Raw genomic sequence first — 12771 nt, 5'->3', positions numbered from 1 at the left:
GACCGTAATGGTGAAAAGGGAAATATTAAGCAGCGAAGGATCCATGATGCTCGTGAAGGTGGAACTGGCGGAAGGATTCGTCGGTGACATCGACCAACATCCAGAAGAACAACTAAGCTTCATTGAAAAAGGACAAGTGGAATTCGAAGTCGGTGGAGAAAAAAGGATCCTGAATCAAGGGGACACGCAGTATATTCCATCGAGTATCCAGCATCGTGTCAGAGTGCTTGAGGAATGTGTAATTTTGGATATGTTCTCGCCGATTCGGAAGGATTTGCTGCAGGGATAAGGTAGAGGTCATCCTCACCCCGTTTTGGGTGTGAGGCTCTTAAAGAAAAATGACATTCAAGAGGAGGGATCCACACATGCAATATGAAAAAGTCCGATGGGGAATAATCGGCTGCGGAGATGTGACAGAAAAGAAAAGTGGCCCTGCTTTTCAAAAGGTTAAAAACTCAGATCTTGTTGCAGTCATGCGGAGGACGGGTGAACTGGCAAGGGATTATGCGGAAAGACATCAGGTACCGGAGTGGTACGATGATGCGGAGGCTCTTATTAACGATCCTAAGGTAGATGCGGTTTATATCGCTACGCCGCCAGACTCTCATAAGGAATATACACTGAAGGCAGCCGCTGCGGGGAAACCGGTTTATGTTGAGAAGCCGATGGCTCGTAACTACGAAGAATGCTGTGAGATGGTAGCTGCCTGTAAAGAGGCTGGTGTTCCTTTGTATGTAGCTTATTACCTCCGGGGACAAGAGCGCTTTTTGAAAATTAAAGAATTGCTGGATCAGGGGGCGATCGGAGACGTTCGTTTTGTCTCATCGACGCTGTATCAAAAAGCAGGGGACGATGTGAAAGATTCAGAAGACCTCCCTTGGCGTGTCCAGCCTGGTGTTGCTGGTGGCGGATTATTCTTCGATTTGGCCAGCCATACTCTCGACATTCTTGATTTTCTTATCGGCCCCATACAAGAAGCAAAAGGGTTTGCGTCGAATCAAGCGGGCTATTATGAGGCAGAAGATATTGTGACCGGTACATATCGATTCAAATCTGGCGTTCAAGGTATAGGAAAGTGGTGTTTCACGGCTTTTGAAGATGTGGACATGAATGAGATTGTCGGAAGTAAAGGGAAGATCAGCTTTTCTACTTTTGGAGATGATCCAGTCACGTTGACGACTGTTGAAGGAAAAGAGCAATGGAGTTTTGAACACCCCCTCCATGTTCATCAGCCGCTTGTTGAAACTATTGTAAGAGAGCTGACCGAGGATGGCGTTTGTTGTCCGAGTACTGGAGATTCTGGTGCGCGAACCAACTGGGTGATGGATTCAATCATGGGGAAGTAGATGTTTACTAATTGGATTTAAGGGGCTCATCCGGAACAAGGATGAGCTTCTTTTTGTTTAATGTTTTTCTTGAGTAAGTAACTTGATTTTGAAATAATTGGTAATAAGTTAAAGGTCAGCTCAATTGAAGAAGAAAATGAGGTGTAATAATAATTAAAATCCTAATTTTAAGTCTATCAATCCTTGTGTTCATAATGAGTGGTTGTTCGAATGGTGAACAAGTTATTGAAATTGAGAATAAAGAAAAAGCGAGTTCATTATTTATTCAAAAAGTAGAAAACGATACATCTTCTGAAGAATTAACAAAGGTAGTGAGTGATAAGCAACAAATAGAACAGGTTTTGACTATGGCAGAAGGTCTTGAAGTCAAAAAAATCAGCTTCGAAGTCTAGCCATATGCTAAATGAAGAAAGAGTGTTTATGAAATATGCCATCAAGATTTCTTCGGATACCCCTGTTACAATTTTTTCGATTACAATCATTCCTTTTTTGCTTGCTTCCTTAGGGATATTCATGGTTACGGCAATCTTAACGGTGAAATGTTACTGATACCATTTTCAACCATAAGTAGACGGTTACTTTTGAAGCATGGAGCATAGGGACGGTTCTCGTGGTTCCTTTTCAAAAAGATGAATCATTAGAGCTGAATAACATAAACTCTAATCCATTACTTAAACTAGATATAGGGCTTTTCATCTTCCTTGTCCTTTGACCGATAAAACTCTAAAACTGCTTTCTCATACTCGTTTTCAGATCTAAAATTTTATTTTATCATGTTCCCTTCAGTGTTTTTGTGTATTTACGATAAATAGCAATCTATCTGATCATTAATTCAACTGTTCAAGAATCATTATTTATTCACTAAAAAGGCAGTTATCAGGAATAAAAGATACTTATATGTAATCCACAATAGAGTCAGATCGTTGAAGAAGGATATTATAATCGGATGTCGTATTTATTTCTTAGAGATCATCACTTAGGAGGGTTTAAATGCCAGTGTCTAAAGGTCATGTAGAGTACATAATTCGAAATGTGAAAGTAGAGGATGCGGAGGTACTTTTGGATATTGAGAGCTCTGTTATTTCTGAAGGTGATTATTTCATCGCAGTATCAGAAGAGGTAGAAATAAAGCCATTACAGGAGAAGAAAGAACGAATACAAAGTATATTGGATAACATAAAAGAAACTCTTATTATAGCGGAAGTGAATGGGGTAGTTGTCGGATCGATAGAATTTCGTTCACAAATTAGAAAGAGATTATCACACACTGGCTCTGTTTCAATGTCGATAAGTAAGAATTACAGAGACATGGGAATAGGGAAGGCGCTTTTAAAGGCATTATTAGACTGGGCAGAAGAAAATCCATTAATTGAAAAGGTAAGTTTAGGGGTCTTTTCAACAAATCAAAGAGCAATTTCCCTGTACAAGCAGATGGGTTTTTTGGAAGAAGGTCGTTTAATTAAAGAATACAAGTTAAATCATGGTGAATATATTGATGATATTCTTATGTACAGATTTGTATAATAAACTAATGAATCGTAAGCATGGGGACGGTTCTGCTGCTTCGTTTTTACGAACAGGAAGCACGAGAACCGTCCCCGCGCTTCTCTAACCCAACAAAAAAACAGTACATAAGAGGTGTCCAATATCATGAACTGGAAATTAAAGAGCTTTAATGAACTATCCACTCACGAGTTGTACGGGATTTTACTAGTGAGGACCCAGGTCTTTGTGGTGGAACAGGAATGTCCCTATCTGGAAGTGGATGGGAAGGATCTGCACGCGTATCATCTTTATAAAGAAGAGAACGGGGAAGTGGTTGCTTATACGAGACTTTTACCGGCAGGTGTTTCGTATAAAGAAGCGTCCATTGGCAGGGTTCTTGTGAAGGAAGACTATCGTGGTAAAGGACTGGCAAGCGAATTGGTAAAAAGAGGATTGGATTTCATTCATGATGAATTAGGGGGAAGAACGGTGAAGATTCAGGCTCAGGAATATTTGCGGGAGTTCTATGGGTCATTTGGATTCAGGGCGATAACGGAAACCTATCTGGATGATGGTATCCCTCATATTGATATGATTTTGCAAAAGTAATGGAGGTCCTTTTCGTCAGGTTATAGATGAGACTGATAAACGATTGTTAAGCCAATGAAGTTGCCAGACAGACTAATCAGTTTGTCTGGCATTTTTTCTTTTCTTTCGGTTGATTTGATTTTCGTTAAGGACGTTCCAGTACAGCGGCAAGCATCCCATGCACAACCTCATGATCACGCACATCATGCAGACGGTACTCCTCACCCGGAAGCGAATACCACTCCTCAGCTCCCACATATGTAATAGCAAGAGTCAGCACACCATCATCATCGCAGGTGGTGACAAGTTCAAGCTCGCCGCTGATGACGCCGACCTCAGAGGTCATGACACCATGGGTTGCGGTAAAGATCGTTGATTTCTTATCCATATGTATTCCTCCATTCTTGTGTTTGGTATGAACAATGCCCGTACGAGCCGATCGTACGGGCATTGCTGGTATTAAAATCAGTAAACGCAGCTGTTCAGCATTCCCTGAAGCGCGGTCTTTTCTGAAGACTGAAGGCTTAACCCCCATTTGTACTTGGTACTGATCCACCACTTAGAGTACCCACAGTCTGCTCCGGAACGCGGTGGCTGCCATGTCGATGGATCCTGGTCGCCTTTGGAGCGATTGGAGCTGGCGCTGACCGCGATTAGTTGCGGACCGCTCAGGTCGTTCGCGAAGTCTTCGCGCTTCTCTGTCGACCAGCTGCTGGCACCGGAGCGCCACGCTTCAGCAAGGGGGACAACGTGATCGATATCAAGGTCGGACGGATCGTAGAACGTAACACCATCGTAATAGCTGTACCATTTGCCGGACGTGACAGGACAGCTGCCGCTGTAGTAGTCGGCGTCACGCTGGAGCACAAGCTGGCGGGTGTCGCAGCCGCTGCCTTGCCCGATCCAATGGGGAAACTTGTCCCGGGAGTAGCCGGTCATGGAGCTTTCGGATTTCACAGTCAGTGAGTTCAGTTGTGATTGGGCCGTGGACTTGGACGGTGTGCCAGGCGGGAATGCTAGGGCTGACGGCAGGAATAAAGCGAACGAGAGAAGTAGTGCAACAACAAACAACATCGATTTCTTTAGCATGGGAATGCCTCCTGTATGTATTTTTTTATATCAACATCTCATTCTGAGAGAATGGGATATTAATAGTAAGCCTGCAGGCATAACAATGTAGTACATTCAGAAAAGGGAGTGGATCGGGTTTCATGTTGAAGTGATTTTCATAGAAGATTGACTATAGCGTTAGTTCGCCTCTACTTGAAATGATAGAGGATGGAATAACCTTCTAACAAGTTAATATTTTGTAAATCCCCACACTTTCCGAAGGTTGAATCCTTCTTCCTATTCCATCAGGATCAGTTGTTCATCACGGTTCGGCTTTTCGTGAGTCATTACACCTATAGAGGGTGATCATTTGAAGAGATTGACTCCAACATTTTCTTGGAATATTGGGAAGGGTATTTTTTTATGATGAGACGATGATGTATCGGTCTCTGATTCGGTTAGCTTATAGAATTGTTTAACAGGTTAGTGTGAAACATGGTGACAGGTATCCTTGGCCCTATTCTTTACAGGAGCCGCCGTCCGCAAGAAATAATTTTGAATAAATAACGAAAAAGTAATATAATGGAAAAAAAGTAAAGGGGAATGGGGGATATAGAATGAAGAAGTACGGGTTACTGTCAGTTCTGTTCTTTTTAGCAGTATTTTCGGTTTATTTTATATCGATGTTTATAACAGGGGACTTATTCTCTGGAAAAGGAATGATAATGATCGTCATAGTGCTTCCGATGATCGGACTGATATTGGGTCTTAAAGCCAAAGGTGGATTTAAAACATTCGGAATCATAGGTAATTCTTTCATTCTTCTCATTTCCGTAGTTGTTCCACTTGTTTCAACATTCTTTTGGAGTCAGCCTTAACTATATTACAATAATCATATATTGGTGCCTGATCCCAAGCCCCGTAGAGCTTTAGTGAATTGGGGGTCAGGCACCTTTTTTTTTGGTAACATAAAGAGAATGGATAGAGAGAGTACTCAAAAAGTGTACGAAGCGATCGTACGATTTAGAACCCGGAAGCGAACATATGGAGGTCAGTATGAAACAAATTAATGAACAATATAACCAACTAACAGACTACATAAGAGACTTACTTCCTGATCACCATGGAGTCGGAGTAAGCGTAGCCATTGTGAAAGACACAGAGACAATCTATTCTAAAGGTTTCGGGAACGCCCGGATCGGTAACGCAGAACGCCCGATTGACGGCGATACTAGGATGAGCATTCAAAGTATTTCCAAGAACTTTATGGCCCTTTCCATTATGCAGCTTATAGAGAAGAATTTAATTGCATTGGACGATGCGGTTGTTACCTATTTGCCATACTTCAGAACGAAGAATAAAGAACAGAGTGACGCAATCACGATCAGGCATGTGTTGTCCCACACGGCAGGTTTTCCTTCAGAAGTGGGAATCGCCAATATGATTGCTCCGAATGTGAGGGAAATCTTCTCAGATACACCGACGGAATTTCAGGAAGCATTGGATCATTATCAGCTGACAGAAGAAGAGATTGCTAGTATAAAGAATCGCGAAGATATCACGAAATGGTTTGAAAAAGTAGAATTGGAATACCCACCAGGAGAAGGATGGAATTATTGCACAGATGCGTATGTGATTCTTGCTGATCTGTTTGAAAAGGTGACAGGCAGCAAATGGGAAGCATCCCTTCACGATGACATCCTCACACCCCTTGATATGAAGCGGACGACGAGTGACTCATATGAGGTTGAGGAAGATCAGAACAGTGCCAGATATTATGTAGGCGAGGATAAAATAGAAACGCCTTTTCCCATCAATCCAATCTCGGCGCCAATCGGGTATTTGTATTCAACCGCCAATGATTTAGGTAACTATTTAACATTTCATTTAAATAAAGAATCGACTGTTTTACAATCAGAATTAATAGAAGAAATGCAAAAGCCCGTCCATCTTGTAAGCGAAGAATGGAGGGCGCCTGGATGTGATGTCAGGAGCTATGGTCTTGCATGGTTTACAGATACGTATAGGGGATATAAAATCGTCGAACATGGTGGGGGCCAGTTAGGTGTAAGATCCCTGATGACCATGGTACCTGAACTCAATCTGGGAGTGGTGGTTTTATTGAATTTTGACGGGACTATTCATCATGATATTTGTGATAAGATCATGGACGTTTTTATTGATTCATCACATGACATTTAAGAAATGTTTATGGCCGGACCCTCAACACGTAGAGGGTCCGGCCAAGTTTTTATATCTACGCTAATGTCTCATGCTTCCGGTCCAATCGATGACTCAAGAATGTCAACAGACTCGCACAAAGCGCAACCACTCCACCGACAAGTGACACATTCATCAATGGCCCTTGATGGTAGACAAGGCCCCCGAGTGCTGACCCCATGGCGATACCGACATTACTTGCAACGGGCATCAAGGAAGCGGCGAGTCCTGTCGCTTTCGGTTGATACACACCGGCAAGGTCAATCAAGTATAGCTGGGTTGAGGTCGTTAGCAGGATCGCCATCAAGGACATCAATCCAATGTTGATCAAACCGATGATAAAATGACCGGTCGTAAAGTACAATCCGATCAGGACAAAGGCCTGGATAAGGAAAACGAATCGGAGGCGTCCGATGGCATTGTGACTGGCAATCTTTCCGGCCAGTATGTTGCTGAATATCGAGATGAATCCGTAAGCGAACAGGATTAAGCTGATGGAACTGCCTGGTGCTCCCATCATGTGCAGAATCGGGACAAGATACGTAAATACCGCGTAGGTTGCACCGAATCCAAGAGCCGGGATGAAGAAAGCCATCAAGATCCGCGGGTGGGTCAATAAAGAGAACTGATCACGCATGGAACTGCGGTATTGACTGAGCTTACTGGGCAAATTCATGAACGATGCCAAAAAGGCAAACCCGCCAAGAATGGTCGTCAACAGGAACGTGGCATGCCAGTCGTACCACTCCGCGATGACGGTACCGATGGGAACTCCGATCACGTTTGCCAGTGTGAACCCGCCAAAGACGAATGAAATGGCCACTCCCCGTTTGGTCACTGGAATCGCTTCGCTCGCGATCGTCATGGCAAGGGAAATAGATACGCCTGTGACGATGGCTGTCAGCATTCGAAGGACAAGGAGCATGATGTAACTCGTCGAAATCACACACAATACATTCAGAATGATAAACGACCCTATCAAAAACAACATCCATTTCCGCTTAGGAAAATGACTTGTTGCGGACATCACGATCGGGGTGGCAATGGCAAAGGTAATCGCAAACGCCGACACCAGCGTACCTGCCTTTGCGTTCGTTATATGAAGGCTCGAAGAAATCTCCGTTAAGATCCCGACGATGACAAATTCGCTTGTCCCGAGAACAAACGTTAGTAAACTAAGTGTGAAGATAAGAAACCAATGCTGTTTGGTTAATACAGTCTCTTGCATAAGTACCTCTTTTCTAGGATGGAAATACATCAGTATTAGTATGGGCAAACAATTTAATTATCATATCATAAAATGGGGAAGCATAGGGACGGTTCTGATGCTTCCTCTTAATCAAAAAGGAAGCACGGGAACCGTCCCCGTGCTTCTCTTCCTTCAATTCAACCTTTAAAAGTAAACAACTCTTCCGAACCCACCACTTTTTCTTTTGCTTCCTTTTCTGCTTTCTCCTTTTGTTGGACAGGTAGATCACTGTCAATCAACATCTTCTTCAACGTGGAGCTGATGGAATTGATGGAAAGGATCAGGATGGAGAAAAGTATTAATGGAACGACAACGAGCAAGGGAGTGGAGAACACTTGCTGGATGTTCATGCTGATGGTCGCAGCCCATTCATTCGTTTCTGAAAAGCAAACAGGGTTGCTTGGTTCATAGGGACCTATTGAAAATTCCGCCACCTTCATACCTCCAAGGGCCATTAAGATGATCCCAAGTTGAATCAGCAGGGAAAGAGCCTGTGATACCTGCTCCGAAAATAACACGATCGAGTGGCGCAGAAATTGGGGCAGGAGATGTTTCCGTACGAGATGAAAACGGCTCGCACCCATCGTCTTAGAGACATCGACAAATTCCTGCTTCATAAAGAGCTTCATTTCTTCCCCGAGATAGATTCCGAGGGAAGGAATGGTGATGGCCGCAATCCCTGCAAGCTGGATGAAAAAGTAGCGGCCGGAAGGAAGGGCATCTCCCTGGAATGCCCCCTCTAGTGGTGCCAATAGTCCAAACACGACAATGGCAAGGGGGAGGTATTGGAACGATTCCCCCAATCCTTTTAATGTTCGGGTGAATGAACCGGGCAGAAACGTATAAAGGACGGCAAATCCAAATCCAAAGATCATCCTGAGGGCTGCTATGACAAGGGCCGCAAAGATCGTGAATTTAGCACCGGCAATCAGGAGCAGCAAAAAGTTCCTTCCCAATCTGTCACTGCCGAGCAGCGGCATTTCTTCAGCCGTAAAAGGCGGCGCGGCAATGACTTTATTATTTTCATCTGTTAAATAGGGTGTGATTTCCTCATAATCAGGATACAGGACGGGAACAAGGAAACTCGCCACAAGCAGACCAATGATGATCAACACTGGGAAAGCCAATCGTCTGATGATGGTACTAGACATTGTATTCTCCCCCTTTCAGCCATTTTTTCAATAGCCGGGAACCGATCGTAAACACGATGTAGAATGGTACGAAGATCAGAAGCATCCCAAAGAAAAAGGCCGGCGATGACGAGGTTGCCGTTCTGAACAAGACCGTCATGAAGCCTTTTATGTTGAATAGAATCTCAATGACGAGCAGGTTGGAAAGCATGAGCAGGAAAATAGGCTTCAAATGCAGGAAAAAATGAATCCAGACATTCCGGAACACATGAAACCAGATGGTGTATGCCTTTTTGAAGCCTTTTGAATATGAAAATTCTACATAAGGCTTACTTTCTTCTTCCTTCAGTTGAAATAAGAACTGTTTCACTAAAAACACCACAGGCAGAAACGAGAGGCAAATGACCGGAAGCATATAGATCCGTTCTTCACCGGTTGTATAAATGTCGAATAAGAGGAAGTTTGTTTTTTTGAAAAGCCAAATGATCAACAGTTGGAATAACACAACGAGAAATACATCCGGTATTCCGTCAAGGATATTGACCCCTTTTTCTGAAGCTCTGTATAGTTTTCTTGGCATCAGCATTATCAAATAACTCATCACAACCGAAATCAGGATGGCTGCCAAAAATGAGATGAACAGGATGGTGAATGAATACGGATAGGTACTGAGAAAGATGTCGAACATGTGGTATTGTTTATCGTCTGCTCCCCACAGGACGATGATGGAAGAGGGGGAAGCGAGTTCAAGAATCGTCTGCCATAACCTTAACCCGTAAGCACCGACATTGATGACAAGCTCTGTATCATAATCCAATAAAGCGCTAATACCGCTGAGTAAAAACAAACCTATTAACACAATCACAAAATGAAAGGGCGTGCGCAATACTTTATTCATAGAAGTTCCCCTGCCTTACTCTCGAAAAATTACAATTTTTACTAGTTAAATGGTACAATAAAGAAATTCAATAGTAAACACTATTCTGAAAATATTGTCGAAGGTGATATAAATGTATAGTCATAGATTTGGAATTGTCCTACTCATCCTTTCATCTTGCTTGTTCCTCTCAGCCTGCAGGATTGTATTTGACCCGACCGCTCAAAATGAGGAGCAAAAGGAAATCCAAAAAGAGCATCGCCAAAAAGTCAAAGTGCAGGAACAGGAAGAAGTGGCACAAGAAGAGGCTGAAGAAGAACCTGCATTCACAATCCATGCCTCTCTCACATTGGATGGGGAAAATATGGTGATATCAGGTGACACGGATCTTCCGCCTGACACATTTTTAAAGATAAGCCTGAAGCCTTATAAAGGAAATGAAACGGTTGAGGAAATTGAGGAGAATAATGCTGTGACCTTGAATGAAGTTCCTGCCAATATTGTGGGAATTGGTACATCGGTTCAGGAGGACGGAACCATTTCGACAAAGACATTTGTCAGACCGGACACGTCAACCCGCTACCGATTTGAATTGATCTTTGAGCCAGAAGGACAAGAGGAAAAGATCAAGCAGCAATTAATCGAACAAGCGGGGAGTCTGGATGAACTGTCGGGGCTGCAGGTGATAAAGGAAGCGGATCCTGAAGATTCCATGGTCCATGGCGATGACCCGGTCAAGGGATATATCCAAAACGTCAACATCATGAAGGCTGATGAAGAGAATGGGGATGGAGTGACGTTGGAGTTTGAAAGTGGGAAGCATGGGGACGGTTCTGGTGCTTCCTATTAAATGAAAAGGAGCAAGAGAACCGTCCCTGTGCTCTAAAAGGGCCGACCCTTTAAGCGGACCTTTTTTTAATATAGGCTCTGTTTAAGGTAAATGACGTTATTTGATACCTGTCCGAATTCTTGATAGTATTAGAATGAGAACAATTGTTCTGGCGGGGGTTATCAAGGTAAGCAAAACGTTTAGCAACGCTTTTAAGTATAGCGACATATTACCGCAAACCAAAAATGAGCAAGTAATTCAATGAGTTAAACGCTATGTTGAACCTTCTCCCTCTGCTGGTGTTCATTCGAATGAATAATGCGAACGAATGTTTTGAAATCTGTTTTCAAAAATAAAAAATTCATTGAAAAGTGGTTATGGAGGTAATGTATATGTATGTAACGATTGCAGACTTTATAAGAGAATGGAATTGGGAGGCAACGCTAACTCAAAAGGTTTTGGAAGGATTAACCGATCATTCATTGAATCAAAAAGTTTACCCAGAAGGTCGTACATTGGGAAGGATTGTTTGGCATTTTACAACAAATATCCCAGAGTATTTAGCTCATTTCGGGCTGGAAGTAAACGAAGTAGAAAATGCAAAAAATGTCCCTAACTCAGCTAAAGAAATTGCTGAAACATTTAAACAGATAAGTTCTTATGCAATCAAAGTCATTGAAGAACAATGGACAGACGAATCCTTGAAGGAAGTGCAAACCGCATTTGGCAGAGAAGAAACAAATGCTCAAATTTTGATGGGGCTAATTAAGCACATTGTTCATCATCGTGGACAAGTTACAATTCTTATGCGTCAAGCTGGCATCAAACCTTTTGGGGTTTATGGACCACCAAAGGAAGATTGGATTCACTTAGGTGTGGAAAATCCGCCACTTTAATGTTAATACGAATGGGAAACCCAATTGAAATAGGGTTTCCCTGAATGTTAATTTATTATTAACATTAAAGGTTAAGATAGCCTTTTTTAAAAACTACTCCCAATCCTTAGACATGATAACAAACTGATACACCTGACCCCTTATTTCATTTTCAAATTCTCCTCTTTTTCTGAATCCTTCTTTCTCATACGTCCGGATGGCCCGTTCATTAAAATCTGCGACGGCCAATTCCAAATGAGTGAACTTCAGCCGTTCCCGTCCTTGATCGATGATCGCTTTCACAAAGGTTGAACCGTATCCCTTTCCTGTCATGGAAGGCTTCATTTGCACCCCAAGGACCAGGATGTCTTTCCCGTCTTCTTCTATATCATAAAACTCACAATTCCCGATCAGATTCTCTTTTTCATCAACGACTGAAAAGGCTCTTTCCAGATGAACACTCTCTTTCAATCCTTCGATTTTTTCTGCCTGACTATTGTTATCATAAAACAAATAGATTCCATCATAGGTCCAGGTAATGAATTCTTTGATATCTTCTTCGGTCCTTCTTCTAATGGTCAGTTCCATGCTTGTCATCCACCTTAGGATTCTTTGTCTTGTTTCTCGATCCATTTTTCCACTTTTCTCTCCATCTTTTTTTGCAATCCCCCAATATTTCCACTGTCACGCTGAGCGGATTTAACGTATTTCGCCGGGAACATTTTTTCCAAGGAGGACTGGTACATGCTGCCGTCCTTTGGTTCTATGTATTCAATCACAGAATACGTCCCCTCTTTTTTGCTTAACCGGATCACGGCGGGTAAGGAATGCCCGGACTGGGCCTCTATTCCGGTCGCTTTATTAAATCCTCCAAAATAGGACCACATATATACACTCAGGATCCCATCCGTTTCGCTCGTTCCATAGACTTTGTGGACTTCGAACTGCTTTTCTGTGCCGTAGTAGGAGGTAGAGTAGTTCTGGATGATATATTGGGAAATCGCGTCATCGATCTGTTGGGTTATCTGTTTATCTCCGTCGATCAAATTCAGTTCTTTCCCGTAACACCCGGTAAATAAGACCGCTGCCATTAGTAAAAGTAAAACCCGTACCTTTTTCAAA

General features: G+C 42.7%; 17 protein-coding genes. 10 read left to right on the top strand and 7 right to left on the bottom strand.

Features of this window, described 5'->3' with window-relative positions; genetic code table 11:
* Positions 1-7 precede the first annotated feature (7 nt).
* The 5 genes from FZC88_RS09945 to FZC88_RS09925 all read left to right on the top strand — a co-directional run bounded on the left by FZC88_RS09945 (position 8) and on the right by FZC88_RS09925 (position 3440).
* A complete protein-coding gene (locus FZC88_RS09945) occupies positions 8-289 on the top strand; it encodes a cupin domain-containing protein (protein ID WP_148994675.1) in 282 nt (93 codons plus the stop codon).
* Positions 290-365: 76 nt separating this feature from the next.
* The gene (locus FZC88_RS09940) at positions 366-1346 is read left to right on the top strand and encodes a Gfo/Idh/MocA family protein (RefSeq protein ID WP_148994674.1); all 981 of its coding nucleotides are present in this window, start codon (positions 366-368) and stop codon (positions 1344-1346) included.
* A 194-nt stretch (positions 1347-1540) separates the two neighbouring features.
* Complete coding sequence (locus FZC88_RS09935; RefSeq protein WP_148994673.1) at positions 1541-1738, top strand: hypothetical protein; 198 nt, start codon at positions 1541-1543, stop codon at positions 1736-1738.
* Between the two features lie 598 nt (positions 1739-2336).
* The gene (locus tag FZC88_RS09930) at positions 2337-2870 is read left to right on the top strand and encodes a GNAT family N-acetyltransferase (RefSeq protein ID WP_148994672.1); all 534 of its coding nucleotides are present in this window, start codon (positions 2337-2339) and stop codon (positions 2868-2870) included.
* 126 nt (positions 2871-2996) lie between these two features.
* Positions 2997-3440, top strand: a complete 444-nt coding sequence (locus FZC88_RS09925; RefSeq protein WP_148994671.1) for a GNAT family N-acetyltransferase — start codon at positions 2997-2999, stop codon at positions 3438-3440.
* Positions 3441-3564: 124 nt separating this feature from the next.
* On the opposite strand, the gene FZC88_RS24440 is transcribed toward FZC88_RS09925, so the two are convergent.
* Both FZC88_RS24440 and FZC88_RS09915 read right to left on the bottom strand, forming a co-directional pair.
* Positions 3565-3978: a hypothetical protein gene (locus tag FZC88_RS24440; protein ID WP_262371864.1), complete on the bottom strand. Its 414-nt coding sequence runs from the start codon at positions 3976-3978 to the stop codon at positions 3565-3567.
* Positions 3885-4451 carry an HNH endonuclease family protein gene (locus FZC88_RS09915; protein ID WP_262371853.1) on the bottom strand — a complete coding sequence of 189 codons (567 nt, stop codon included), beginning with the start codon at positions 4449-4451 and terminating at the stop codon, positions 3885-3887. Before FZC88_RS09915 ends, FZC88_RS24440 begins: the two co-directional genes overlap by 94 nt.
* Here FZC88_RS09915 and FZC88_RS24435 point away from each other — a divergent pair.
* The 3 genes from FZC88_RS24435 to FZC88_RS09905 all read left to right on the top strand — a co-directional run bounded on the left by FZC88_RS24435 (position 4357) and on the right by FZC88_RS09905 (position 6671).
* Positions 4357-4599 carry a hypothetical protein gene (locus FZC88_RS24435; protein WP_262371863.1) on the top strand — a complete coding sequence of 81 codons (243 nt, stop codon included), beginning with the start codon at positions 4357-4359 and terminating at the stop codon, positions 4597-4599. The genes FZC88_RS09915 and FZC88_RS24435 overlap by 95 nt on opposite strands.
* 487 nt (positions 4600-5086) lie before the next feature.
* Positions 5087-5347 (top strand): hypothetical protein, encoded by a 261-nt coding sequence (locus FZC88_RS09910; RefSeq protein ID WP_148994668.1) that lies wholly within the window; start codon positions 5087-5089, stop codon positions 5345-5347.
* Between the two features lie 178 nt (positions 5348-5525).
* Positions 5526-6671 (top strand): serine hydrolase domain-containing protein, encoded by a 1146-nt coding sequence (locus tag FZC88_RS09905; RefSeq protein ID WP_187443569.1) that lies wholly within the window; start codon positions 5526-5528, stop codon positions 6669-6671.
* A gap of 55 nt (positions 6672-6726) precedes the next feature.
* Here the strand turns inward: FZC88_RS09905 and FZC88_RS09900 are convergent, their stop codons facing one another.
* The 3 genes from FZC88_RS09900 to FZC88_RS09890 form a co-directional block, all read right to left on the bottom strand.
* On the bottom strand, positions 6727-7917 hold the full coding sequence (locus FZC88_RS09900; RefSeq protein WP_148994666.1) for an MFS transporter: 1191 nt from the start codon (positions 7915-7917) through the stop codon (positions 6727-6729).
* A gap of 158 nt (positions 7918-8075) precedes the next feature.
* Positions 8076-9089 (bottom strand): hypothetical protein, encoded by a 1014-nt coding sequence (locus tag FZC88_RS09895; RefSeq protein ID WP_148994665.1) that lies wholly within the window; start codon positions 9087-9089, stop codon positions 8076-8078.
* The gene (locus FZC88_RS09890; RefSeq protein ID WP_148994664.1) at positions 9082-9966 is read right to left on the bottom strand and encodes an ABC transporter permease subunit; all 885 of its coding nucleotides are present in this window, start codon (positions 9964-9966) and stop codon (positions 9082-9084) included. Before FZC88_RS09890 ends, FZC88_RS09895 begins: the two co-directional genes overlap by 8 nt.
* A 112-nt stretch (positions 9967-10078) precedes the next feature.
* On the opposite strand from FZC88_RS09890, the gene FZC88_RS09885 reads away from it, so the two are divergent.
* Complete coding sequence (locus FZC88_RS09885) at positions 10079-10795, top strand: hypothetical protein (RefSeq protein WP_148994663.1); 717 nt, start codon at positions 10079-10081, stop codon at positions 10793-10795.
* A gap of 371 nt (positions 10796-11166) precedes the next feature.
* Positions 11167-11670: a DinB family protein gene (locus FZC88_RS09880; RefSeq protein ID WP_148994662.1), complete on the top strand. Its 504-nt coding sequence runs from the start codon at positions 11167-11169 to the stop codon at positions 11668-11670.
* A 93-nt stretch (positions 11671-11763) separates the two neighbouring features.
* Here FZC88_RS09880 and FZC88_RS09875 read toward each other — a convergent pair whose 3' ends face one another.
* Both FZC88_RS09875 and FZC88_RS09870 read right to left on the bottom strand, forming a co-directional pair.
* Complete coding sequence (locus tag FZC88_RS09875) at positions 11764-12237, bottom strand: GNAT family N-acetyltransferase (protein ID WP_148994661.1); 474 nt, start codon at positions 12235-12237, stop codon at positions 11764-11766.
* A gap of 14 nt (positions 12238-12251) precedes the next feature.
* On the bottom strand, positions 12252-12770 hold the full coding sequence (locus FZC88_RS09870; protein ID WP_148994660.1) for a hypothetical protein: 519 nt from the start codon (positions 12768-12770) through the stop codon (positions 12252-12254).
* Position 12771: the final 1 nt, after the last annotated feature.

The sequence above is a fragment of the Rossellomorea aquimaris genome (assembly GCF_008180865.1).
GTDB classification, from domain to species: Bacteria; Bacillota; Bacilli; order Bacillales; family Bacillaceae_B; genus Rossellomorea; species Rossellomorea yichunensis.
The sequence above is the reverse complement of the archived record's forward strand: the minus strand, read 5'-3'. Positions and strand labels throughout refer to the sequence as shown.

Excerpts from the sequence above, each read along its gene's own strand:
- FZC88_RS09945 (WP_148994675.1), top strand. The coding sequence starts at position 8 with ATGGTGAAAAGGGAAATATTAAGCAGCGAAGGATCCATGATGCTCGTG.
- FZC88_RS09940 (WP_148994674.1), top strand. The coding sequence starts at position 366 with ATGCAATATGAAAAAGTCCGATGGGGAATAATCGGCTGCGGAGATGTG.
- FZC88_RS09935 (WP_148994673.1), top strand. The coding sequence starts at position 1,541 with ATGAGTGGTTGTTCGAATGGTGAACAAGTTATTGAAATTGAGAATAAA.
- FZC88_RS09930 (WP_148994672.1), top strand. The coding sequence starts at position 2,337 with ATGCCAGTGTCTAAAGGTCATGTAGAGTACATAATTCGAAATGTGAAA.
- FZC88_RS09925 (WP_148994671.1), top strand. The coding sequence starts at position 2,997 with ATGAACTGGAAATTAAAGAGCTTTAATGAACTATCCACTCACGAGTTG.
- FZC88_RS24435 (WP_262371863.1), top strand. The coding sequence starts at position 4,357 with ATGGAGCTTTCGGATTTCACAGTCAGTGAGTTCAGTTGTGATTGGGCC.
- FZC88_RS09910 (WP_148994668.1), top strand. The coding sequence starts at position 5,087 with ATGAAGAAGTACGGGTTACTGTCAGTTCTGTTCTTTTTAGCAGTATTT.
- FZC88_RS09905 (WP_187443569.1), top strand. The coding sequence starts at position 5,526 with ATGAAACAAATTAATGAACAATATAACCAACTAACAGACTACATAAGA.
- FZC88_RS09900 (WP_148994666.1), bottom strand. The coding sequence starts at position 7,917 with ATGCAAGAGACTGTATTAACCAAACAGCATTGGTTTCTTATCTTCACA.
- FZC88_RS09895 (WP_148994665.1), bottom strand. The coding sequence starts at position 9,089 with ATGTCTAGTACCATCATCAGACGATTGGCTTTCCCAGTGTTGATCATC.
- FZC88_RS09890 (WP_148994664.1), bottom strand. The coding sequence starts at position 9,966 with ATGAATAAAGTATTGCGCACGCCCTTTCATTTTGTGATTGTGTTAATA.
- FZC88_RS09885 (WP_148994663.1), top strand. The coding sequence starts at position 10,079 with ATGTATAGTCATAGATTTGGAATTGTCCTACTCATCCTTTCATCTTGC.
- FZC88_RS09880 (WP_148994662.1), top strand. The coding sequence starts at position 11,167 with ATGTATGTAACGATTGCAGACTTTATAAGAGAATGGAATTGGGAGGCA.
- FZC88_RS09875 (WP_148994661.1), bottom strand. The coding sequence starts at position 12,237 with ATGGAACTGACCATTAGAAGAAGGACCGAAGAAGATATCAAAGAATTC.